At 64.4% G+C, this 21,683-nt stretch carries 17 protein-coding genes; 7 read left to right on the forward strand and 10 right to left on the reverse strand.

Annotation, left to right across the window (positions count from 1 at the left end; all coding sequences use genetic code 11):
* Positions 1-550 precede the first annotated feature (550 nt).
* The 3 genes from I6F20_RS34595 to I6F20_RS38535 all read left to right on the forward strand — a co-directional run bounded on the left by I6F20_RS34595 (position 551) and on the right by I6F20_RS38535 (position 2,983).
* A complete protein-coding gene (locus I6F20_RS34595; RefSeq protein WP_225130451.1) occupies positions 551-1,522 on the forward strand; it encodes an ABC transporter substrate-binding protein in 972 nt (323 codons plus the stop codon).
* Between the two features lie 485 nt (positions 1,523-2,007).
* A complete protein-coding gene (locus I6F20_RS34600; RefSeq protein WP_249787987.1) occupies positions 2,008-2,913 on the forward strand; it encodes an ABC transporter substrate-binding protein in 906 nt (301 codons plus the stop codon).
* A complete protein-coding gene (locus tag I6F20_RS38535) occupies positions 2,873-2,983 on the forward strand; it encodes a hypothetical protein (protein WP_518513085.1) in 111 nt (36 codons plus the stop codon). The genes I6F20_RS34600 and I6F20_RS38535 overlap by 41 nt, the downstream gene beginning before the upstream one ends.
* A gap of 105 nt (positions 2,984-3,088) precedes the next feature.
* Here the strand turns inward: I6F20_RS38535 and I6F20_RS34605 are convergent, their stop codons facing one another.
* The 9 genes from I6F20_RS34605 to I6F20_RS34645 all read right to left on the reverse strand — a co-directional run bounded on the left by I6F20_RS34605 (position 3,089) and on the right by I6F20_RS34645 (position 13,890).
* Entirely contained in the window at positions 3,089-3,892 is an 804-nt protein-coding gene (locus tag I6F20_RS34605; RefSeq protein ID WP_225130454.1) for a hypothetical protein, read from the reverse strand.
* A 245-nt stretch (positions 3,893-4,137) separates the two neighbouring features.
* A complete protein-coding gene (locus tag I6F20_RS34610; RefSeq protein ID WP_225130455.1) occupies positions 4,138-6,114 on the reverse strand; it encodes an acetyl-CoA carboxylase biotin carboxylase subunit in 1,977 nt (658 codons plus the stop codon).
* On the reverse strand, positions 6,111-7,727 hold the full coding sequence (locus tag I6F20_RS34615; protein ID WP_225130457.1) for an acyl-CoA carboxylase subunit beta: 1,617 nt from the start codon (positions 7,725-7,727) through the stop codon (positions 6,111-6,113). Before I6F20_RS34615 ends, I6F20_RS34610 begins: the two co-directional genes overlap by 4 nt.
* Positions 7,728-7,837: 110 nt before the next feature.
* Positions 7,838-8,704, reverse strand: a complete 867-nt coding sequence (locus I6F20_RS34620) for a beta-keto acid cleavage family enzyme (protein ID WP_225130459.1) — start codon at positions 8,702-8,704, stop codon at positions 7,838-7,840.
* A 210-nt stretch (positions 8,705-8,914) separates the two neighbouring features.
* Positions 8,915-9,715, reverse strand: a complete 801-nt coding sequence (locus I6F20_RS34625) for a helix-turn-helix transcriptional regulator (RefSeq protein WP_225130461.1) — start codon at positions 9,713-9,715, stop codon at positions 8,915-8,917.
* Positions 9,716-9,899: 184 nt separating this feature from the next.
* A complete protein-coding gene (locus I6F20_RS34630) occupies positions 9,900-10,556 on the reverse strand; it encodes a glutathione S-transferase family protein (RefSeq protein ID WP_225130463.1) in 657 nt (218 codons plus the stop codon).
* Positions 10,556-11,719 (reverse strand): acyl-CoA dehydrogenase family protein, encoded by a 1,164-nt coding sequence (locus I6F20_RS34635; RefSeq protein WP_225130465.1) that lies wholly within the window; start codon positions 11,717-11,719, stop codon positions 10,556-10,558. Before I6F20_RS34635 ends, I6F20_RS34630 begins: the two co-directional genes overlap by 1 nt.
* A gap of 132 nt (positions 11,720-11,851) precedes the next feature.
* Positions 11,852-12,988 carry an acyl-CoA dehydrogenase family protein gene (locus I6F20_RS34640; protein ID WP_225130576.1) on the reverse strand — a complete coding sequence of 379 codons (1,137 nt, stop codon included), beginning with the start codon at positions 12,986-12,988 and terminating at the stop codon, positions 11,852-11,854.
* A gap of 131 nt (positions 12,989-13,119) precedes the next feature.
* Complete coding sequence (locus I6F20_RS34645) at positions 13,120-13,890, reverse strand: helix-turn-helix domain-containing protein (protein WP_225130467.1); 771 nt, start codon at positions 13,888-13,890, stop codon at positions 13,120-13,122.
* Positions 13,891-14,076: 186 nt separating this feature from the next.
* Between I6F20_RS34645 and I6F20_RS34650 the strand changes: the two genes are divergently transcribed.
* The 4 genes from I6F20_RS34650 to I6F20_RS34665 all read left to right on the forward strand — a co-directional run bounded on the left by I6F20_RS34650 (position 14,077) and on the right by I6F20_RS34665 (position 20,422).
* Positions 14,077-16,341 (forward strand): marine proteobacterial sortase target protein, encoded by a 2,265-nt coding sequence (locus I6F20_RS34650; protein WP_225130468.1) that lies wholly within the window; start codon positions 14,077-14,079, stop codon positions 16,339-16,341.
* Positions 16,342-16,521: 180 nt separating this feature from the next.
* Positions 16,522-17,091 (forward strand): class GN sortase, encoded by a 570-nt coding sequence (locus tag I6F20_RS34655; RefSeq protein WP_225130470.1) that lies wholly within the window; start codon positions 16,522-16,524, stop codon positions 17,089-17,091.
* Between the two features lie 134 nt (positions 17,092-17,225).
* A complete protein-coding gene (locus tag I6F20_RS34660) occupies positions 17,226-19,442 on the forward strand; it encodes an acetate--CoA ligase family protein (RefSeq protein WP_225130473.1) in 2,217 nt (738 codons plus the stop codon).
* 158 nt (positions 19,443-19,600) lie between these two features.
* Positions 19,601-20,422, forward strand: coding sequence for an MlaD family protein (locus I6F20_RS34665; RefSeq protein WP_036002108.1), 822 nt, complete (start codon positions 19,601-19,603; stop codon positions 20,420-20,422).
* A gap of 191 nt (positions 20,423-20,613) precedes the next feature.
* Here the strand turns inward: I6F20_RS34665 and I6F20_RS34670 are convergent, their stop codons facing one another.
* Positions 20,614-21,654 (reverse strand): aliphatic amidase, encoded by a 1,041-nt coding sequence (locus I6F20_RS34670; RefSeq protein WP_225130475.1) that lies wholly within the window; start codon positions 21,652-21,654, stop codon positions 20,614-20,616.
* Between the last annotated feature and the right edge of the window lie 29 nt (positions 21,655-21,683).

Here is a 21,683-nt window from a genome sequence, read left to right on the forward strand (position 1 = left end):
TGATCTTGTTTCAAGATGGATCAGAAGATTGGACCAATTGCCTCAACCTCAAGCCAGCGTTCTGTACGCTCCGTGCTCCCCAGCGCGGGGCCGGATCATGGCAACCGAAAATCCGCCATGTGCTCTTGCATCGTCCCGTTGATGTCCGCTTGTGGCCCTCAGCCGACCATTGGGACCTCGCCCTCCGAGCACCGCTTTTGACCCGTAGCAGAAGTCTGAGCCTGCACTCCAACCCCTCAACCGCCCGGGTCGAAACTCATTCTTGCGGTTGCACGTGCCTGACGCCGGAACGTGAGCATCGTCAGGGTCCCTGATCTCCTTAAACAATGGCATGGTCAGCAATCCCAGCGAGATGTGTAGCAGTAATGCTGTCGCAAATTGGCTTGCCATATTGCAATTCTAGGAGCGGGAACAAATGCTTCTCGCTTCGTGGAGCTGGGGAGACAGAAGTCTGCGGCGGTTCGCGGATGCAACACTTTTGACCTTGGCCACTTTCAATGAGCTCGCCTGAACGGCTACGATGCCGTCACCAGAGAGCTTAGGAGCGCACATGAGACGGCGGGAGTTCATCACGCTTCTTGTCGGCGCGGCACCTCTGTGGCCGCTGACGGCGAGCGCGCAACGTTCAGCGGTAGCTGTTATCGGTGTGTTGTCCGTGGGTTCCCCTGACATTGCGAGTCCCTATGACGCAGCATTCGAAAGAGGTCTCGCGGAGAGGGGTTTCGTAGTTGGCAAAAACGTTACGATAGAACGTAGGTGGGCACGAGGAAACCACAGTAGGCTTCCGGAGCTCGCTCAGGAGCTCTTGCATTTCAATCCAGCGCTGATCATCGGAGGGGGCAATGTGGTTGCGCTCGCCGGAAGGAAAGTGACTTCAACCATTCCGATCGTATTCGTAATCGCGTCAGACCCCGTGAAGCTCGGACTGGCAAAGAGCTTCGCTCACCCCGGGGGCAACGCCACGGGCATATCTATGATGACAGCGAGGCTTGTCCTAAAGCGCCTCGAACTGATCCAGGAGCTGCTCCAGCAAAAGGCTACCGTCGGATTTTTGGTGAACCCTGACAATCAAGACTTGCTTCAGGAAATTGACGAAGTTGCCCGTTCGACCGGGCGGACCTTGAAAGTAGCCAAGGCGCGCAACCAGGATGAATTAGAGCCAGCTTTCAGGCAGCTTGTTAGTGCCCAAGTCGGGGCGGTCCTCGTCAGCAACGATGCGATATTTTTCAACCTGCGTGCGCAACTTGTCGCATTGGCCGATCGTCATTCGCTTCCGGCGTCCTATGAATTCCGCGAATTTCCGGCGGCCGGTGGCCTGATGAGCTACGGGCCGAGCCTTGTCGCAAACTTTGAAAAAGCCGGCATCTACGCCGCACGAATCTTGGGAGGTGCTCGGCCGGAGGATTTGCCCATTCAGCAGCCCACGGAGTTCAGTTTGGTTCTCAACTCAGCAACCGCGCGCTCGTTAGGCATCGAAATCCCGCCATCACTGCTCGCCCGTGCGGACGAGGTGATCGAATAAGGCTCTACGCCCCATGTCGGCCCGTAGCGACCTTGCCGCGCGACCGCGACCGTCTGCATTCGACCCATTGCGGACTCATTACCCTATCCTCGGTCCTGATTGCGTCCCATAATGCTCCGCTATTTGGAGGCTAGTCATGAGGCGACGCGATTTCATGTCGACCCTCGGCGGACTGGCTGCAATTTGGCCAGTTGCCGCGCGCCTGGCAAAAGGAACGTGTCCATCGAATTGTTTATCTAAGTGCTCCGAGCCGGGAGTTGGTACAACGCGCGCTCGATGCTTTTCTGCGAAAGCTCCGAGAGCATAGTTGGGTTGAAGGCGAGAACTTCATCACTCGCTCTGACCTAATTCAGCGAGGTTCTTGCTGTGACGTTATTTTCGACTTATTCAACCCAAACGGCCCATCTCAATCCCGCATACCTCCGTCGATCACACGGTCCCATGGCAAAATGCTAATGTCCCCAGGCGTGGTCCTTGGAGGGTACATGCAGCGGCGGGAGTTCATTGCACTGATCGGGGCCATCGGTGCCGTTTGGCCGCGCAGCTTGATCGCGCAGCCCGCCCATCAGCTCATGAAGAAGATGCCTCGCATCGGTTTCCTGGCGTCAGTTCCGCACCAACGAATCGAAGCCTTCGATCGCGGACTCCGCGAGATGGGATATGTGGAGGGCGCGAACATCATCATCGAGCGCCGGTTCTGGAAGAATGACCGGGAACAACTGGCGAGATTTGCCGCCGAGCTGGTGGCTCTCGAAGTCGAGGTGATTGTGGCGTCCAGCACGCCCGAGGCAATTGCCGCCAGGGCAGTCACCGGCACGATCCCCATCGTGACTGCCACCGCAGACGCGGTCGGTGTCGGCCTTGCGGCAAGTCTTGCGCGGCCGGGTGGAAACGTGACGGGACTGACCGGGGTCGCAAGCAGCGGCAAGAATTTCGGGCTTCTGTTGGAGTTACTGCCACGGGCGTCGCGGTTCGCGGTGCTCCTCGACCCCGACAACCAATATCATGCACGGCTGATGGCCGACTTCCAGAAAACCGCCGCGGACCGGCAGGTCGAGATACTTCCGGTGATCAAACGCTCGGTGGAGGACATAGGCCCTGCTTTCCAGACCATAGCTTCGAAGGATATTCAGGGCCTGCTCGTGCTTGTGGACCCCATCGGGTTCGCCAACCGGCGCAAGATCATCGAGCTCGCCGCGCAAAACCGCATTCCGGCGGTGTATCACTGGCGTGAAGAAGCGGTCGAAGGTGGCCTTCTCGCGTATGGCCCTGACATCATTGACCTCAATCGCCGCTCCGCCCGGTTATGTTGCAAAACTGCTGCGGGGCGCGAAAGCGGCCGAACTCCCGATCCAGCAGCCGGAACGCTTCCGATTGGTGATCAATCTTAAGACTGCTCGCGCTCTCGGTCTGAATATTCCAACCGCGCTACTCGCGACGGCTGACGAGGTGATTGAATGATGCTGCGCTGCATGAATCCGCATGTGGCCCTTCAGCTACATTGGAAGATTGCTGCTTCTCCGCTGGTGTTGGGGCTTAAGCGGACATCAGTCGACGGCCAGCCGCTTAATGCGTACACGGCCTAGATCCCAGTGCCCGGATCACCGGCCAGGCCGCGAGCGCGGCGGCGAGATGTTTGAGCGTATGGCCCGAGACCATGTGGCCGGTCGCTTCGAACACGGTCACGTCGCCGAGTTCGAACAGCTTGGCCAGCACATAGAAGACCATCACGCCGCCGAGCGGCACGCCAAGCGCGCCGGGTCGCGGGCGTGTGAACGCGAGGCCCACGGCCAGCGTCATGCCGCCGAACTGCACGACCACCCAGGGCGTGAGATTCTCGCGTGCCACCCAGGCCGCCAATAGGCCCGCGACCATGGTCAGCACCAGCACCGCTTCGCCTGCGCGCGTGCTGATGCGCTCGCTGGCCGCGATGCCCAGAAAGCCCGCGAACGCGACCGCCATGCCGAGACGATCGGCGATGAGCCGTTGCGGCACGTCGGGGTCGAGATGATAGAAGCCCGAGCCGAGGCAAGTGAGGATCAGGCCGACGAAGAACCAGTTCGCACCCACCGGCGCATCGTGGCGGGCACGCAGCCGTTCCGAGCCCCAGACGCCCATCGCGAGGAAGGCGAGATTGCTCAGCACGTCGCCGGCATTGGGCACGCCGAGGAAGGTGCGGCTATCGACGAAATGCGGGATGTGCCAGGCGGCGGCGGGCATCGTGGGCGCCAGGAGCGCGGTGAGCGTCAGGACGAGGAGCGCACCGATAAGATGTTTCTCGCCGGTTTGAAGGGGGACGTACGAGAGTCGGCGAACGACTGGCGGGACCAGTGCATTGGCCGGTTGAGCTTGGTCGCGCGCGCGCAGCATGAACATCTCCAGATATTGAACATTGTTCAATATTGGTAGCTCGAAAATGAACGGCGTTCAATGGGAAGTGTCGCGAGATTTCCGCAGCAAGCAAGATCTTGAAATTGCTTTGTTTTTGGAATTTGAGCGGCCACCGCAGCCGTGGAGTGGGCAAAGCGAAGCGTGCCCACCATTCCGCTTATGATCGACATTCGTGGGCACGGCGCTGCGCGCCTTTGCCCCCCTACGAGACCGCGTTTGTGGCGCTAACCCGCCCCGATCTCCGCGACGATGCGGCCCGTCGTGACCTGCTCGCCTTCGGCGACGTCGATCGCGCCGACCACGCCCGCGATGCCGGCCTTGTGGACGTGCTCCATCTTCATCGCCTCCAGCGTCAGCACCGGCTGGCCGGCGGTGACGCGATCGCCGGGCTTGACGAGGACAGCGACGACGCGACCGTTCATGGCGGCGCGGACTTTGCCGTCGCCGCCATTCGTTGAAGTCGCCTTCGGCGCGGCGAGGGTGAGATCATTCGCCACCAGCGGGATGCCGCGGTGCTGGACGTACAGCCGATCGCCATCCCGCAGGAATTTTGCGCTGTCCACCACGCCGGCGAGGCGGAAGCGGATGGCGTCGAGATCGAGCTGATCGATCTCGAACTTATGCTGGCGGCCTTCGACGGCGACGGTGTAGCTGCCGTCGCGCTCGCGCATGATGTCGAGCTCGTGCGCATCGCCGCCGATGTCGATTTTCGCCGGCAGCGGAAAGGTGGCGGCAAGGCTCCGCCCGCCCTGCCACGATGGCGCGCGCGGGTTGGTGACGTAGAGCAGCAGGCCTGCCAGCGCGATCTCGAATGCCGCGTCCGCACGCGGCGCAAGCAGCTCGTTGCGATGGGCGCCGATGAAAGCCGTCGTCGCTTCCCCCTTGGCAAAGCCGGGATGACGCAGGCACGACAATAGGAACGCCTGGTTCGTCGTCACGCCGAACGCCGTAAGCTGCTCCAATCCGACGATCAGCCGTCCCCTCGCCTCCTCGCGATTGGCACCATGGCTGATCAGCTTGGCGATCATGGAATCGTAGAATGGCGGAATCTCCGAGCCCGGTTGCAACGCGTGCTCGACGCGGATGCCCTCAGGCACCTGCCAGCGCGCCATGCGGCCGGACTGCGGCATGAAATCCTGCGCGGCATCTTCCGAGCAGAGCCGCACCTCGATGGCGTGGCCGGAGAACTTGATGTCCTGCTGCTTCACCGGCAAGGGTTCGCCGCGCGCGACGCGCAGCTGCAGCTCGACGAGATCGAGCCCGGTGATCGCCTCGGTGACGGGATGCTCGACCTGCAGCCGCGTGTTCATCTCCATGAAGTAGAACGCGCCGCTCTGATCGAGCAGGAATTCCAGCGTGCCGGCGCCTTCATAGCGCAGCGCCTTGACCGCTGACACCGCGACCTCGCCCATTTTCGCGCGCAGCTCCGGCGTGACCGCCGGCGACGGCGCCTCCTCGATCAGCTTCTGGTGCCGCCGCTGCACCGAGCAATCGCGCTCGCCGAGATGGATGGCATTGCCGTGGCTGTCGCCGAACACCTGGATCTCGATGTGGCGCGGATTCTGGATCGCCCGCTCGAGGATGACGGCCGCATCGCCGAACGCGGCTTTCGCTTCCGACCGCGCGCTGCGCAGGGCTTCGGGGAAGGATGCCGCGTCAGTGACGAGCCGCATGCCGCGGCCGCCGCCGCCGGCGACCGCCTTGATCATCACGGGAAAGCCGATCTTCCCGGCTTCGGCGAACATGACCTCGTCGCCTTGCTCAGCACCCTGGTAGCCGGGCACGATGGGCACGCCGGCTTTCTTCATGATCTCCTTGGCGCCGGCCTTGTTGCCCATCGCCTCGATCGCCTGCGGCGACGGGCCGATGAAGACGAGGCCGGCATCCTTGCAGGCGCGCGCAAACGCCTCGTTCTCGGCAAGAAAGCCATAGCCGGGATGAACGGCATCCGCGCCGCTGGCCTTGGCCGCTTCGATGATCGCGGGGATGTTGAGATAGGATTGCGCCGGCAAGGCTTCGCCGATGCGCACGGCCTGGTCGGCCTCGCGCACATGGAGCGCATCGCGATCCGCATCGGAATAGACCGCGACGACACCGAGGCCGAGTTTTCGCGCGCTGCGCATCACGCGCAGTGCGATCTCGCCGCGGTTTGCCACCAGGACCTTGAAGAACGGCCGGTGCTGCACTGATCCGTTCCTCATGGGCGGGCCACCGAAAACTGCATGCGCTGGGGCGTGCGCGCATCGCCCTCGCGGCAGATCGCGAGCACCTCCGATAGCACGGCGCGGGTGTCGCGCGGGTCGATCACGCCATCGTCGAGCACGCGGGCGCTGGTGGAGAACACATCCATCTGGCCATCGAACACGCCGATGATTTGCGCCTTCATGGCGTCGAGCTTGTCCTGCTCTATCGGCTTGCCGCGGCGGGCGGCAGCGGCCTCGGTTACGATCGCCATGGTCTCGGCGGCCTGCTCGCCGCCCATCACCGCGGTCTTGGCATTGGGCCAGGAGAAGCAGAAGCGCGGATGGAAGCCGCGACCGCACATACCGTAATTGCCGGCACCGAACGAGGCGCCGCAATAGATGGTGATCTGCGGCACCGTCGCCGACGTCACCGCCTGGATCATCTTGGAGCCGTGCTTGATCATGCCGGCCTCCTCATAGGCCTTGCCGACCATGTAGCCGGTGGTGTTGTTGAGATAGAGCAGCGGCGTGCGGGTCTGGCAGCAGGCCTGGATGAAATGCGTCGCCTTGTTGGCGCCGGCGGGATCGAGCGGGCCGTTGTTGGTGATGATCCCGATGGCCTGGCCCTCGATGCGGGCATGGCCGCAGACAGTGGCCGGGCCGTAACTCGGCGCCAGCTCGGTGAAATCGGAATCGTCGACGATGCGCGCGATCACCTGTTTCATGTCGACCGGGCGCTTGTGGTCCATCGGCATGATGCCGAGCAGCTCGTCCTGGTCATAGCGCGGCGGCTTGAACTGCGCCGCCGCTTTGCCCGGCCGCTCCCATTGCAGCGCGGCCATGATCTCGCGCGCGATGCGCAATGCGTCACGATCGTCCTCGGCGAGGTAATCGCCGAGGCCGGAGATCTGCGTATGCATTTCGGCACCGCCGAGCTCTTCCTCGGTCGCGATCTCGCCGGTCGCGGCTTTCAGCAGCGGGGGCCCGGCGAGGAAGGCGCGGGTGCGGCCGCGGACCATGACGATGTAGTCGGAGAGGCCGGTCTGATAGGCGCCGCCCGCGGTGGAGGAGCCGTGCGTGACGGTGACGACCGGCAGACCGGCAGCGGAGAGCCGCGCCAGGTTGCGAAAGATGTTGCCGCCGCGAACGAAATCCTCGACGCGGTAGCGCAGCAAATTGGCGCCGGCGCTTTCGACCAGCTGGACATAAGGCAGCTTGTTCTCCAGCGCGAGCTCCTGCACCCGCAGCGTCTTGTCGAGACCGTAAGGCTGCAGCGCACCGGCGTCGATGCCGGAATCGCTGGCGCTGACCATGCAGCGGATGCCGGAGACGAAGCCGATTCCGGCGATGACGCCGCCGCCCGGCACGCTCTTGTTCGCATCCGGCACGTCGAACATGTAGCCGGCGAGCGTCGACAGCTCGATGAAGGGCGCCCCGGGATCGAGCACCAGCGCGACGCGCTCGCGCGGCAGCAACTGGCCGCGCTTGTGGAAGCGGTCCTTGGCCGCGGCGGACGCGGCGCGCGTGCGCTCCTCGAGCGCGCGCATGCGGTCGATCAGGCTGAGCATGCCGTCGCGGTTGGCTTGGTAGGCGGCGCTGCCGGGGGAGATGGTGTTTTGGAGAATGGACATGACTTGATCCTGCTCGTCATTGCGAGGAGCGAAGCGACGAAGCAATCCAGACTGCATCCGCGGAAAGATTCTGGATTGCTTCGCTTCGCTCGCAATGACGGGGCGATACCTTACCTGTTCGTCCCAAAGATCTTCCGCGCCTCGGCGGGGCTCGCGATCTCGCGGCCGGCGCGCCTTGCGCAGGCGGCGACGGCCTCGATCAGCTGGCCGTTCGACGTCACTTTCTTGCCGTCGGCGAGATAGAAGGTGTCCTCGAGGCCGGTGCGCAGATGACCGCCGAGCTCGGCGCAGCGCTGGTGCAGCGGCCAGATCTCCTCGCGGCCGATGGCGGTGACCTGCCAATGCGCCTCGGGGCGCTTCAGCTTGATCAGGATCGGCAGCAGTTCGGGATCAGCAGGCATGCCGGAGGCGACACCCATCACGAAATTGTACTCGAGCGGGCCGTTGTACATGCCGACCTGGTGGTACATGCCGACGCAGCGGACGATACCGACGTCGAAGCATTCGAACTCGGGAATGGTGCCGACCGCGTTCATGACGTCGAGATAGTCCTTCACCTTCTCGACCGCATTGTCGAACATCATCGGCGGCCAGGCCCAGCTGTTGTCGGCCTTCACCTTCAGATAATTCAGCGAGCCGGCATTGCAGGCGGCAATCTCGGGCTTCGTCTCGCGGATGCAGTCGAGCGCGCCTGAATAGTTCGGCCCCGACACGCCGGAGGTGTGGTTGATGATCACGCCGGGGCAGGCTTCGCGGATCGCCTGCTGGATTTCCTTGCTGACCGCGACCTCCCAGGACGGCAGATGTCCCTTGCCCGGCGCCTGCTGGCGCAGATGGATGTGCATGATGGACGCGCCGGCCTCGAACGCAGCCTTGGCCTCGCGCGCCATCTGCTCGGGCGTCACGGGCACGTTGTGCTGCTTGGGGTCGGTGAGCACGCCGTTCAGCGCGCAGGTGATGACGGCCTTGTCGCTCATGCGTTCAATGTCTCGCACGTTGAGAATTCAACGCTTGCGATCATGTGACGCGCGACATGCGGCTTCTTGCGCGGAGAAGCTGGGAAAAACGACGAATTCGTAGGGTGCGTTAGCCGAAGGCGTAACCCACCACTGTCTGCCTCCGTGGAAATTGACGAGGTGGGTTACGCCGAGCAGCTGCGCTTCGCGCATCTGATCGGCTAACCCACCCTACGAAGCCTCCGCCATCCGCACGGTCTCGGTGCTGCGATAGATCGCAAGATCGCGCGAGCCGACGAAGATCGCCCGCGGCTTCAATCCGTAGAAGCGGCGGATCGAGTGGCTGAAATGCGTGGAATCGGGATAGCCGATGTCCTGCGCCAGATGGGCGAGGTTGAGGTCCTGGTTGGCGAAGTGCAGCAGATACCGCGCGCGCTTCCAGGCGCGGAAGGAGCGGAACGAGATGCCGGTCTCCTCCTTAAACAGGTGCAGGAAGCGCGAGGCCGAGAGGCCGGCTTCAGCGGCGCAGGTATCCGCCGTCACCGGCTCGCCGGAGAAGCGCTCGATGCGGGCCACCGCACGCATCACGCGCGGATCCAGCACGCGGCGCGGCAGCGCCTCGCCAAAGCACATCTCGTCGAACTCGGCCGTGGTGATGTCGCCATAGCGGCGCTGACGCAGCAAGGCGTAGGCGGCGAGGATCTTGCGGGCATAGGCGGCCTGATCGGGTCCGGTCAGACGTGCGGCCAAGGCTTCGATCACGCCATCCGGCATGCTCTCCGGCTCCAGCGTCACGCTGATGACGGTGCGATAGTCGCTGGCGATGGAGTGCCGCTGGTTCGGCAGGGTGACGAACAGCTCGCCGGTGGCGAGAACGTCGTCGATGGTCAGGTGCAGATTGCCCTTCACCGCGACATAGACATGGCAGCAGCCGGGTGTCCGTTTGCGCGGACGACCAAGCAGGCCCGCATAAAACACCCGCTCCGGCGTGATCAGCATCAGATGGTCGGATTCGCGACCGTTATATTCCATTGGGTTCCTCCTCGCGCGGCTCTCTGGCCGCTGCGGACGGAGGTCACCTTAGCGGAAATTTGGGCGCTGTCACGGTAGGATAGCGCTGTCAAAAGACATGGCGCGTCGTGGACGCGCAATAACGCGAACCGGGAATCTCGAGGTTCCGGGACCGCGCTTCCGCGCCCCGGAATGACAGCCTCCCTTACGCCCTCACCCTCGGCGCGACATTCTGCTCTTGCCCGGCCTTTTGCTCCGCAGCAACCGCGCGCTTGAAACCCTCGCGCTGCTGCAGACGCGACCAATAGGCTGTGACGTTTGGCCCGAAATCCTTGGCAAGCCCGATATTGCTCGCGAGCCGAAGCGCGTAACCGATGACGATGTCGGCGGCGGTGAAGCGGCCAGCGCACAATGTTTCGGCATTCGCGGTCGCTGCCTCAACGGCGCGCAGTCTCCCCAGAAACCATTTCGCGTAATCGGTGGCGACCTGCGGGTTGCGGCGCTCCTCCGGCTCGAGCTGGGTGTATCTCAGCACCAGCGTTTGCGGGAAGGTTAACGTGGCGTCGCTGAAGTACATCCAGTTCAGGAACGTGCCGTAGGCGGGATCTTCAGGGCCGACCATCAACGGCGTCGGGCCGTATGTGATGCCGAGGTAATGGCAGATGCCGGAGGATTCCGTCATCCTGGTCTCGCCGTCGATCATGAAGGGGATGGTGCCGAGCGGATTGAGCGCGAGATAGTCCTTGGCGAAGACGCGCGGCGGGAACGGCAGCATCTTCAATTCATAGGGCAGCCCCATCTCCTCCAGCATCCAGAGCGGACGGAACGAGCGTGCGGCGTCGCAGTGATACAGCGTGATCATCAGGCGTTTCCTTTGCTGCCGGGCAGCGTGCCCATCATCTTGCACAGGACCATCAGCATGACCTCGTCGGCGCCGCCGCCGATCGAGGTCAAGCGGCTGTCGCGATAGGCGCGGCTGACCGGTGTCTCGTTGGTAAAGCCCATTCCGCCCCAATATTGCAAGCAGGCGTCGGTGAGCTCGCGGCCGAGCCGCCCGGCCTTCAGCTTGGCCATGGTCGCGAGCCGCGTCACATCCTCGCCGGCGACCAGCTGCTCGCCGGCGCGATAGATCAGCGCGCGCAAGAGCTCGACCTCGGTCTGCATCTCCGCGAGCTTGAAGTGCACGACCTGGTTGTCGAGGATCGACTTCCCGAAGGCTTTGCGGTTGCGGGTGTATTCGATGGTCTGGTCGATGATGTATTCGTGCGCCTTCAGACAGGCGGCCGCGCCCCACAAGCGCTCCTCCTGGAACTGGATCATCTGGTAGGTAAAACCCTGGCCCTCCTCGCCGATCCGGTTGCGCTTGGGCACGCGGACATTGTCGAAGAAGATCTGTGCCGTGTCGGACGAGCGCATGCCCATCTTGTCGAGTTTGCGCGCGACGGTGACGCCCTTGCTCTTCATAGGCACGCAGATCAGTGACTTGTTGCGGTGAACGGGGCCGTCGCCGGTGTTTGCGAGCAGGCAGATCCAGTCGGCCTGGGTGCCGTTGGTGATCCACATCTTGCCGCCATCGATGACGTAGTCATCGCCGTCGGAACGTGCCTGGGTCTTGATCGAGGCGACGTCGGAGCCTGCGCCCGGCTCGGAGACGCCGATGCAGGCGACGTAATCGCCCGAGATCGAGGGCGCCAGGAATTCGCGCCGCACCTCGTCCGAGCCGAACCGCGCCAGCGCGGGCGTTGCCATGTCGGTCTGCACCCCGATCGCCATCGGCACGCCGCCGCAGGTGATGGCGCCCAGCTCTTCCGCCATCATCAGCGCATAGGAATAGTCGAGGCCCGAGCCGCCGAATTCGACCGGCTTGTTCAGGCCGAGGAAGCCGAGGCTGCCCATCTTCTTGAACAGCTCGTGCGCCGGGAAGATGTCGGCCTTCTCCCACGCGTCGACGTGCGGATTGATCTCGTTGGCGATGAATCTTTGTAGCGAGCGGCGGATGTCGTCGTGGTCGGCGGTGAATAACATTCTCTCTCAGCCTCGTCATTCCGGGACGCGCCCCTTGGCGCGGGCCCGGAATCCATAACCTCCGCTTGTGGTTATGGATTCCGGGCTCGCTCCGCTTCGCTCGCGCCCCGGAATGACGCGAGGAGAGAGCGTTCAAAGCCCCATCTGCCGCGAGGCCAGATCCTTCATGATCTCCTCGGTGCCGCCGCCGATGGCGTTGACCTTAACCTCGCGATAGATGCGTTCGGCCTTGATGCCGCGCATGAAGCCGGCGCCGCCAAAGATCTGCACGGCTTCCGAGGCGCAAAAAGCCATGGTCTGCGTCGCCTGGTTCTTCATCATGCAGATTTCGGCGACCGGGCTCTCGCCCTGCTCAAGCCGCCAGGCCAGCATCTCCAGCATGGCTTGCGATGCCGCCACCTTCTGCGCCATGTCGACGATCTTGTGGCGGATGACCTGGTGCTGCGCGAGCGGCTTGCCGAAGGTCTTGCGCTCCTTTGCGTAGGCGATGGCCTCGTCGAGGCAGACGCGCGCAAAGGCGGTGCAGCTCGCGGCCATGCCCATGCGCTCGCTGTTGAAGTTCTGCATGATGATCTTGAAGCCTTGGCCCTCCTCACCGATCAGGTTCGCGGCGGGCACGCGGCACGCGTCGAAATGCAGCGTCGCGGTGTCGGAGGCCCACCAGCCCATCTTCTTCAGCTTGGTCCTGGACAGGCCGGGCGTGTCGCCTTCGATCAGGAGCAGGCTGACGCCGCCGGCGCCCTCGCCGCCGGTCCGCACCGCAACGGTGAGGTAATCGGCGCGCATCCCCGAGGTGATGAAGGTCTTCTCCCCGCTCACGACGTAGTCATCGCCGTCGCGACGCGCCCGGGTGCGCAGGTTCGCAACGTCCGAGCCGCCGCCCGGCTCGGTGATCGCCAGTGCGGAGATCTTCTCGCCTGCCAGCACCTGCGGCAGCACGCGCGCCTTCACCTCGGCGCGTGCGGCCCGCGCGATCGGGGGAGAGCCGATGGTGTGGCTCATCAGGCTGGCGCTGACGCCGCCTGCGCCGGCGCGCGCAAGCTCCTGGCTCGCGACGATCTTCATGAACTGGTCGGCGGCGATGCCGCCATATTCCTCCGGGAATCCGAGCCCCAGCAGGCCGATTCCCGCCGCCTTGCGATAGAGCTCGCGCGGGAATTCGCCGGCTTCGTCCCATTCATGGGCGAAGGGCGCGATCTCCTTCTCGACGAACCGCCGCATCGCGTCGCGGAACGCGTCGTGCTCGGCGGTATAGAACGGGCTCTTCATCGCGAGACTTGCCTCGACCGGATTCGTCCCGACCACCATGGCTTTAACCTGGGCCGTTCACTTGCGCGGAGTGGCTGATCGGCGCGAACGCTTCGAGCAAGCCAGCAACGCACCCCCCCAGCGGATTGCTGTCACAGCGTCAGAAACAACGCGAACGGCTCTTCCACCGTGCGGCGCAAGTGCTTTCGATACAAGGCGTGGTTGGGATCCTCGGGCGCAACCCGGCCCAAGGAAGGTTTTGGGATATTCCTGAGCGGCACATAGGCGATCGGCGCGGCGATCGGCGTGAGCTGCGAGCCGGGCCCGGCGCGCAGCGTCGAGATGATGCCGTACATCTCGCCTGATACCGTCGGCCGCGACACCGTGATCACGCGGTGCTGGCCGTGCTTGATGATGACGAGGTAGATGAAGCCGGACTGATGGGGAACGGCGACCTCGCCGGTATGCTCGTAGGCGGCATCGGTCCGCTCGCCTTCGCGGAAGACCAGCGACGAGAGTTTCGGCTCCCAGGCGATCTCGGTGCGGTAGGCGAAGATCGCGTCCTTGTCGCCGAACGACGGCCGCAGGGTGATGTAGACGTCCTCGAGCCAGGTCACTGCGCGGTGGGCATAAGAGCCGAGGCTGTCGGGCGCGACGTCGTTTGCGGCCGGCGGCGTCACCACGATGACGCTCTTGCGCAAGGAGACGCCGAGCGCCTGCTCCAGCCGGACGGTCGTCGCCAGCGTGAACGGCCGCCGGCCGCCGAGCACCTTCTCCAGCGTCGACAGGCTGAGCTTGGCTTGCTCGGCCAGCGCCTGCCGGGACATCCGGCGCCGGGCGAGCTCCTCGCGAATGGTCTCGGCGATCTCGCGGCTCTGCTCGTCCGAAAGCTGCTTGTCCGTGAGTTTGTCCTGCATCTTCACCGTCAGCCCCGCTCCAGGCCGGTCACTCTAGCAGGGCGGACAAACCAGCACAAAACCGCACATGACCGCCCCGGCTCAAGCGAGCCTGGGCCGGCCGCGGCGGAACATTGCCGATCATTCTGCTCGCGAAATCCCGCCCCGCCGGCGGATGCTGAGGACCAGCAAACATGCTTCGGAGCAAGCCAAATGAACGCCTACGACACGGCCGATAGCGACGACCACCCGCTGTTGAGCCGCCTCATCAAGGTCGGACTGTTCCTTCTGGCGCAGGGCATCGCCGTGATGCTGGTCGCCTTCCTGGCCCTGCTGGTGAGTTTCGGGGCGAGCTGGTCGGCGACGACCGAACAGGCCAGCCTGCTCCAGCCCGGCGAAGCACGGTCGGGCAGCCTGCTACTGAAAGAGGACGGCACTACCACGGAGGCGATTCGCCTCGGGACCGATATCGACATCACCGTGTCGGGCCCGACCTTGCGCGCCCGCGTCACGCAAGCATTTCGCAACCCGACCAAGGATTGGGTCGAGGCCACCTACGTCTATCCGCTCGCGGCCGGCGGCGCCGTCGACACACTGAAGATGGTGGTCGGCGACCGCGTCATCATCGGCGACATCAAGGAACGGCAGCAAGCGCGCGTGATCTACGAGGAGGCGCGCCGCGCCGGCCAGAAGGCCGCGCTCACCGAGCAGGAGCGGCCGAACATCTTCACCAACTCGGTCGCCAATATCGGTCCCGGCGAAACCGTGCTGGTGCAGATCGAGTACCAGGAGCCGGTGCATCAAGTCGGCAACGAATATTCGTTGCGCCTGCCGCTCGTGGTCGGGCCGCGCTACAATCCCGCACCGATCATCCAGAGCGTCGATTTCCGCAAGGACGGCTCGGGCTGGGGCGCGACATCGTCGGACCCGGTGCCGGATCGCGAGCGCATCTCGCCCCCTGTGCTGGATCCCGCCAAACATCCGCCGGTCAATCCGACCAGCATCACGGTACGCCTGCAGGCCGGCTTCGCGCTCGGCGAGGTCAAGAGCCACCATCACAACGTCAAGACGGAAAGCCCGGACAACACGACGCGCGTGGTGACGCTCGCTGACGGTACTATTCCCGCCGACCGCGACTTCGAGCTGACCTGGAAGCCGGCTGCCGAGACAGCGCCATCGGTCGGACTGTTCCGCGAGCACATCGGCGATGCCGATTACCTGCTCGCCTTCGTCACCCCACCGAGCGCCGGGCAGGCGGCGCAGAAGCCGCTGCCCCGCGAGGTCGTGTTCGTGATCGACAATTCCGGCTCGATGGGCGGCACGTCCATCGTGCAGGCCAAGGCAAGCCTGCTCTACGCTCTCGGCCGCCTGCAGCCGAATGACCGCTTCAACGTGATCCGCTTCGATGACACCATGGACGTGCTGTTTCCGGCCTCCGTGCCGGCCGATGCTGCGCATGTCGGCGAGGCGACCTCCTTCGTCGGCGCCTTGCAGGCGCGCGGCGGCACCGAGATGGTGCCGGCGATGCGCGCGGCACTGGCCGACAGGCTCGGCGACACCGGCATGGTCCGCCAGGTCGTGTTCCTGACCGACGGCGCGATCGGCAACGAGCAGCAATTGTTCGATGCGATCACGACGATGCGCGGCCGCTCGCGCGTCTTCATGGTCGGCATCGGGTCCGCGCCCAACACCTATCTGATGACCCGTGCCGCCGAGCTCGGCCGCGGCGCCTTCACCCATATCGGCTCCACCGAGCAGGTGGAGGAGCGCATGCGCGGCCTGTTCGCCAAGTTGGAGAATCCGGCCGTGACCGGCCTCACCGCAAGGTTTTCCGAGGCCAATGCCGACGTCACCCCGGCGATCATCCCCGACGTCTATCGCGACGAGCCCCTGGTGCTGGCGGCGAGACTCGACAAGCTCGCAGGCTCGCTCGAGATCAAGGGCCGCGTCGGCGACCGTCCGTGGTCGGTGACGCTGCCGCTGCAAAACGCAGCCGAAGGCAAGGGCCTGTCAAAGCTCTGGGCCAGGCGGAAGATCGCCGATGCGGAAGTCGCGCGCACCCTGCGCGAGATGACGCCGGAGGAAGCTGACAAGGCGATCCTGGCGCTGGCGCTCGACCATCAGATCGTCACGCGGCTGACCAGCCTCGTCGCGGTCGACAAGACGCCAAGCCGTCCCGAAGGCGAACCGCTCAAGCTCAGCGAACTGCCGATCAACCTGCCCGCGGGCTGGGAGTTCGAGAAAGTGTTCGGCGAGCGGCCGCATCTGACGCCAACGCAGCTGCACGAGCGCCATGCCGACGCGCGCAATCAGCCGGCAACGCGACGGCCTATGCCTGCTGCGCCCGATGCGATCCGCCTGCCCAAGACCGCGACCTCGGCCGAGCTGAAGATGATCGCGGGCTTCATCCTGATCGTGCTCGCCCTGATCCTGTTCGTGTTCAACCGGCGTCGGACCTTGCTCACCGACGCCGCTTGAGAGAGGAGCTCCCCGACTCCTCTGTTAGCGCGCGCGGCTGCCCGTCCCTTCCAAACGGCCGCGCGCGCCTTTTTTCACTGTCATTGCGAGGAGCGAAGCGACGAAGCAATCCAGACTGCCGCCGCGGAGACAGTCTGGATTGCTTCGCTTCGCTATCGCAATGACGGGAGACGAAACACAATGCCCCGCTTCATCTCTCCGCTGGTCCTCGCGCTTGGCGGCCTCATCCTGTTCGGCGACGGCGCCTATATCCACGCCAAGGCGTGGCTGGCGCAGGTGCTGCTGGAGCGGGCCTTCGACCGAAGCATTGCCACGGGACAGGCGGTAAAGCCCTGGTCATGGGCCGACACCTGGCCGGTCGCGCGGATCGAGGTGAAGCGGATCGGCGCCAGCGCCATCGTGCTGGAAGGCACGAGCGGGCAAGCGCTCGCTTTCGGGCCCGGTCATATCCAGGACACGGCTGATGCGGGCGAACGCGGGATCGCCGTCTATGCCGCCCATCGCGACACCCATTTCCGCTTCCTGAAAGATGTTGCCATTGGCGACGTCATCGATGTCACGCGCAGTGACGGTCGACACTTTCGCTATCGCGCGGATTCCTCGGCCGTGGTTCGCTTCGATGCATCCGGCATCGATCCCATGGCACAGGGTTTCGAGCTTGTTCTCGCGACCTGCTGGCCATTCGATGCCGTCACATCCGGCCCCGAGCGCTACATCGTGCATGCGACATTGATTGGCGCCGACGGCTAGATCGCCGATCGGACTGACACGCACCGGTGCGCGCTTCATTCCACCACACGGCATACCAGCCACACAGTTGCCAAAGGACTCGCCATAGAACAGAGTGACGCGACACCAATAAGAACAACAGGTGAGGTCACGCCATGGAAGCCCGTGTGTCTGCTGCGCCCGCATCACGTCCATGGTCTCCGCCGCCCGATGCCAGCGACATCGTCAAGGGCATCCACGCAATGCTGCACCCGCACAACATCGTGCTGGTGGGCGCGACCGACAAGCCCGGCAATTATGCCGAGCGCATCTGGAACAATCTGATCAAATATGGTTTCGAAGGCGGGCTCTATCCGGTCAACGCCAAGCGCGATACCGTCTGGGGCGTTCCCTGCTACAAGGATTTTGCGAGTCTTCCGGAGAAGCCCGATCACGTCCTGGTGCTGGTGCCTGCGCGCTTTGCCGTGCAGGTGATCCGCGACGCCGCCGCAGCCGGCGCGCGGTCGGCCACCATCGTCACCTCCGGCTTCAGCGAGCTGCAGGATGACGAAAGCCAGAAGCTCGCTGCCGAATTGCAGGCTGCGGTGCGCGAGACGGGGCTCGCGGTCACGGGCCCGAACTGCCTCGGCAATTTGAGCGCCGGCGAGAAGCTCTTCACCAATATCGACGATCGCATCGTCACCATGGAGCAGGGCGCGGTGGCAATCGCCGGCCAATCCGGCGCCATCGTCATGGCGATCCGCCAGACGCTGGAAGACCGGGGTGTCGGCGTCGGCTACATGGTGACCACGGGCAACGAGGCCGGGCTCGAGACGCCGGATCTGATGCGCTACTTCGCCGAGGATCCGAGCATCAAGGTGATCGTCGTCTACCTCGAAGGCGTGCGCAACACCAAGGCGTTCCGCGATGCCTGCAAGGCGGCGCGCGCGGCGAGCAAGCCCGTGATCGCGCTCAAGCTCGGCGCCTCCGAAGGCGGCCGCGCCGCGGCGATGGCGCATACCGGCGCACTCGCCGGCTCGATCGAGACGTTCGACGCGATCGCGACGCGCGAAGGGGTGATCCGGGTCGGCGGCCTCGACGAGCTGATCGAGACCACCGAGTGCTTCGTGCACGCGGCCGTTCCGAAAGGCGACCGGCTCGCCGCTGTGACGCTGTCCGGCGGCAAGCGCGGCATGCTGATCGACGCATTCTATGCCGCAGGCCTGAATTTCACGCCGCTGAGCCCGCATGTCAGCGCGGAGCTGGCGAAGATGCTCGGCCCCGGCTCGATCGTCGGCAATCCGCTCGATGCCGGCTTCGCCGCGGTGGTCGATCCCTCCGTCTACATGAAGTCGATCAAGCTGATGATCGACGACCCCGATATCGACATCGTCATCGTCGATGCCGAGCTGCCGAAGGCGCCGCACGAGCTGCGCGAGCGCAATTTGCGTATCGTCAACGAGATGGCGAGCGAGGCGGGCAAGCCGGTGATCTACATCAGCGCGATGTCGATCGGCTTCACCGAATACACCAAGGGCTTGCGGAAGTCGCTGCCGCATCTCGCGGTCATGCAGGGCATGGACCGCGCGGTGACCGCGATCAAGTCGCTGCTCGCCTATGCGAAGCTGCGCAAGGAGGTGCCCGATATCGTCTCGAGCTCGAAACCCGCCGCCCGCGCCGTGCTGGAGAAGACGTTGAAATCGGCGACCGGTGCTGCGCTCGACGAGGTCGCCTCGAAGAAGCTGCTCAAGGCCTACGGCATCCCGATCTCGAAGGAGGCGATCGCACAGACCGCGGCGGACGCCATCAAGATTGCCAAGCAGATCGGTTTTCCGGTCGTGGCAAAACTCGTCAGTGCGGAGATCCTGCACAAGTCCGACATCGGCGGCGTGGTGCTGAACCTCAACAGCGCAGCCGAGGTGAAGAAGGCGTTCGCCGACATCACCGCGCGCGTGGCGAAGCTCAAGGGCAAGCCGAAGCTCGACGGCATCCTGATCGCGCAGCAGGTCAAGGCCGAGTTCGAGCTGGTGGTCGGCGCCTCGCTCGATGCGGAGATGGGCCCGGTCGTGCTGTTCGGCACCGGCGGCATCGACATCGAACTGATGAAGGACGTCGCGCTCGCCGGCGCGCCGCTGGACGAGGCCGAGGCACAGCTCCTGATCGGCCGCACCAAGGCCGGCGTCAAGATGCGCGGCTATCGCGGCAGGCCGGCCTTGCACGAGGCCTCGGCGGTGAAGGCGCTGGTCGGGCTGTCCAACCTGATCGCGGATGCGGGCGATCGCATCGCCTCGATCGATATCAACCCGTTCCTGATCAACACCAGGACGGGCGTGGCCGTCGATGCCCTGATCGTGCTGAACAATGCTGCGGCAAAGCGGGCGGCCGGGCATTGACGTCGCGCCGTGCCGTAGGGTGGATTAGCGCAGCGTAATCCACCAATTCATCCCCAGGCGTACGAGAGATGGTGGCGGGTTACGCTTCGCTAACCCGCCCTACGTAACATCGCGGGCTCCTTCCAACTTCCCCGCTTTGGCCGTAAAATCGCCCCTGCATGGCACGCGCGAGCAATCTTGTGATCGGAACGGCAACGCTGGCGGCGATCGCCGTGGCGTTCGGCGGCCTGCTCGGCGCGCAGAAATGGCGCACCATCCAGAGCCGCAGCCAGTTGCGCGTGGTGTTCGAGGGCGGCTCCGCCAGCGGGCTGCGCCGCGGCGGGCCGGTCAATTTCGACGGCGTGCCCGCCGGCCAGATCCTGTCGATCAAGCTGGATAGTCCGCGCAGGATCGTGGCACTCGTCATGCTCGACAACACCGCGCCGATCCGCAAGGACACCGTGGCCGGAATCGAGTTCCAGGGCCTCACCGGCATTGCCGCGATCTCACTCATCGGCGGCGCCCCCTCTGCACCGCCGGTGCCGCTGGACGCGGACGGCATCCCGGTGCTGACGGCCGATCTCAGCGACGCCGAAACCATCGTCGAAACTCTGCACAGCGTCGACCGCACCATCGTGAACAACGCCCCCGCAATCAAGGAGGGCCTGCACACGTTCGAGACCTATACCGCCGACCTCAGGAGCAAGGGCGCCGAGATCGATTCGGTCATGGCCAAGGTCGACAGCGCCTTTGCGGGCTTCGACAAGGCGGTCGCCAAGATCGAGGGCGCGGTGCCGGGCTTCGTCGACGGCAAGGCCGACGAGCTGTTCGAGAAGATCCAGGGACTGCACGAGCTTGCCGGCACCATGAAGAAGAAATCGGCGGCCTACCTCGACGACATTCGCCGCTCGCTGCTCGACGTCAGCGAGGCCGCCAACAAGATGAGCGGCACGCCGGCGCCGCCGCGGCCCCCGCGCAGGCCCACCGAGCAGAAGCGGTAACGCCTCTTTCATACCCTCCACTGGAGGGGGAGGGTCGGCTCACATGGAGCGTAGCGAAATGTGAGACGGGGTGGGGTGACGGTCTCTCCCCATCCAACAGCGCCCGAGAGGAGGGATCACCCCACCCCGCTCGCGCTACGCGCGATCAACCCTCCCCCTCCAGGGGAGGGTAAGGCGGAATCGGCGACGGCTCAGTAATTGCCGGCCGCCGCCCCGTTCGGAATGCCGTCGATCGGGCATTCCTCGGTGCCGGGCGTCGAGCGGGTCATTGCCTCGACCATGTCGCGCGTGCCTTCGGGATCCCTGATCCAGTTCTTGTAGAAATCATACGGGCACGCGGCGACGCCGCGCGGGCTGTCGCCGGAATTGATCATGCCGGTGTAGCCGCGGTGAACCAGCTTGTAGAGATGGTTCTGCGACTGGCCGTTGCGGCGCGCGTCGCGGATCAGATGCTTCGACAGCTGCGCGTACTGGATGCCGTAATCCTCCTCGCCGCATTCGCCGAGCGTGCGGCCGTCGAAACCGATGATCGCGGAGTGGCCGAAATAGGAATAGACGCCGTCGAAGCCGGCGGCATTGGCGACCGCGACATAGACGTTGTTGGCCCAGGCCATGGCCTTTGAGATCATGACCTGCTGCTCCTTGGCCGGATACATGTAGCCCTGGCAGCGCACGATCAGCTCCGCGCCCTTCATGGCGCAGTCGCGCCAGATCTCCGGATAATTGCCGTCATCGCAGATGATCAGGCTGACCTTCAGACCCTTGGGCCCCTCGGAGACATAGGTGCAATTGCCGGGGTACCAGCCTTCGATCGGCACCCAGGGCATGATCTTGCGATACTTCTGCACGATCTCGCCCTTGTCGTTCATCAGGATCAGGGTGTTGTAGGGCGCCTTGTGCGGATGCTCCTCGTGACGCTCGCCGGTGAGTGAGAAAACGCCCCACACTTTGGCCTTGCGGCAGGCTTCCGCGAAGATCGCGGTCTCCTCGCCCGGCACCATCGAGGCCGTCTCGTACATCTCCTTGGCATCGTACATGATGCCTTGCGTGGAATATTCCGGGAAGATCACGAGATCCATGCCGGGCAGCCCGACCTTCATGCCGACGATCATGTCGGCGATCTTACGGGCGTTGTCGAGCACCTCGGCCTTGGTGTGCAGGCGGGGCATCTTGTAATTGACCACCGCGACGCCGACCGTGTCGTTGCTGCTGGAGATGTCACCGTGAAGCATGTGGAGCGCTCCTGTTGTCTGATGCTGGC

Origin of the sequence: Bradyrhizobium sp. IC3123 (assembly GCF_020193625.1) — a bacterium.
Lineage (GTDB): Bacteria > Pseudomonadota > Alphaproteobacteria > Rhizobiales > Xanthobacteraceae > Bradyrhizobium > Bradyrhizobium yuanmingense.

What these genes read in the sequence shown, in the direction of transcription:
- I6F20_RS34595 (WP_225130451.1), top strand. Translation starts at nt 551, where the DNA reads ATGAGACGGCGGGAGTTCATCACGCTTCTTGTCGGCGCGGCACCTCTG.
- I6F20_RS34600 (WP_249787987.1), top strand. Translation starts at nt 2,008, where the DNA reads ATGCAGCGGCGGGAGTTCATTGCACTGATCGGGGCCATCGGTGCCGTT.
- I6F20_RS34605 (WP_225130454.1), bottom strand. Translation starts at nt 3,892, where the DNA reads ATGCTGCGCGCGCGCGACCAAGCTCAACCGGCCAATGCACTGGTCCCG.
- I6F20_RS34610 (WP_225130455.1), bottom strand. Translation starts at nt 6,114, where the DNA reads ATGAGGAACGGATCAGTGCAGCACCGGCCGTTCTTCAAGGTCCTGGTG.
- I6F20_RS34615 (WP_225130457.1), bottom strand. Translation starts at nt 7,727, where the DNA reads ATGTCCATTCTCCAAAACACCATCTCCCCCGGCAGCGCCGCCTACCAA.
- I6F20_RS34620 (WP_225130459.1), bottom strand. Translation starts at nt 8,704, where the DNA reads ATGAGCGACAAGGCCGTCATCACCTGCGCGCTGAACGGCGTGCTCACC.
- I6F20_RS34625 (WP_225130461.1), bottom strand. Translation starts at nt 9,715, where the DNA reads ATGGAATATAACGGTCGCGAATCCGACCATCTGATGCTGATCACGCCG.
- I6F20_RS34630 (WP_225130463.1), bottom strand. Translation starts at nt 10,556, where the DNA reads ATGATCACGCTGTATCACTGCGACGCCGCACGCTCGTTCCGTCCGCTC.
- I6F20_RS34635 (WP_225130465.1), bottom strand. Translation starts at nt 11,719, where the DNA reads ATGTTATTCACCGCCGACCACGACGACATCCGCCGCTCGCTACAAAGA.
- I6F20_RS34640 (WP_225130576.1), bottom strand. Translation starts at nt 12,988, where the DNA reads ATGAAGAGCCCGTTCTATACCGCCGAGCACGACGCGTTCCGCGACGCG.
- I6F20_RS34650 (WP_225130468.1), top strand. Translation starts at nt 14,077, where the DNA reads ATGAACGCCTACGACACGGCCGATAGCGACGACCACCCGCTGTTGAGC.
- I6F20_RS34655 (WP_225130470.1), top strand. Translation starts at nt 16,522, where the DNA reads ATGCCCCGCTTCATCTCTCCGCTGGTCCTCGCGCTTGGCGGCCTCATC.
- I6F20_RS34660 (WP_225130473.1), top strand. Translation starts at nt 17,226, where the DNA reads ATGGAAGCCCGTGTGTCTGCTGCGCCCGCATCACGTCCATGGTCTCCG.
- I6F20_RS34665 (WP_036002108.1), top strand. Translation starts at nt 19,601, where the DNA reads ATGGCACGCGCGAGCAATCTTGTGATCGGAACGGCAACGCTGGCGGCG.
- I6F20_RS34670 (WP_225130475.1), bottom strand. Translation starts at nt 21,654, where the DNA reads ATGCTTCACGGTGACATCTCCAGCAGCAACGACACGGTCGGCGTCGCG.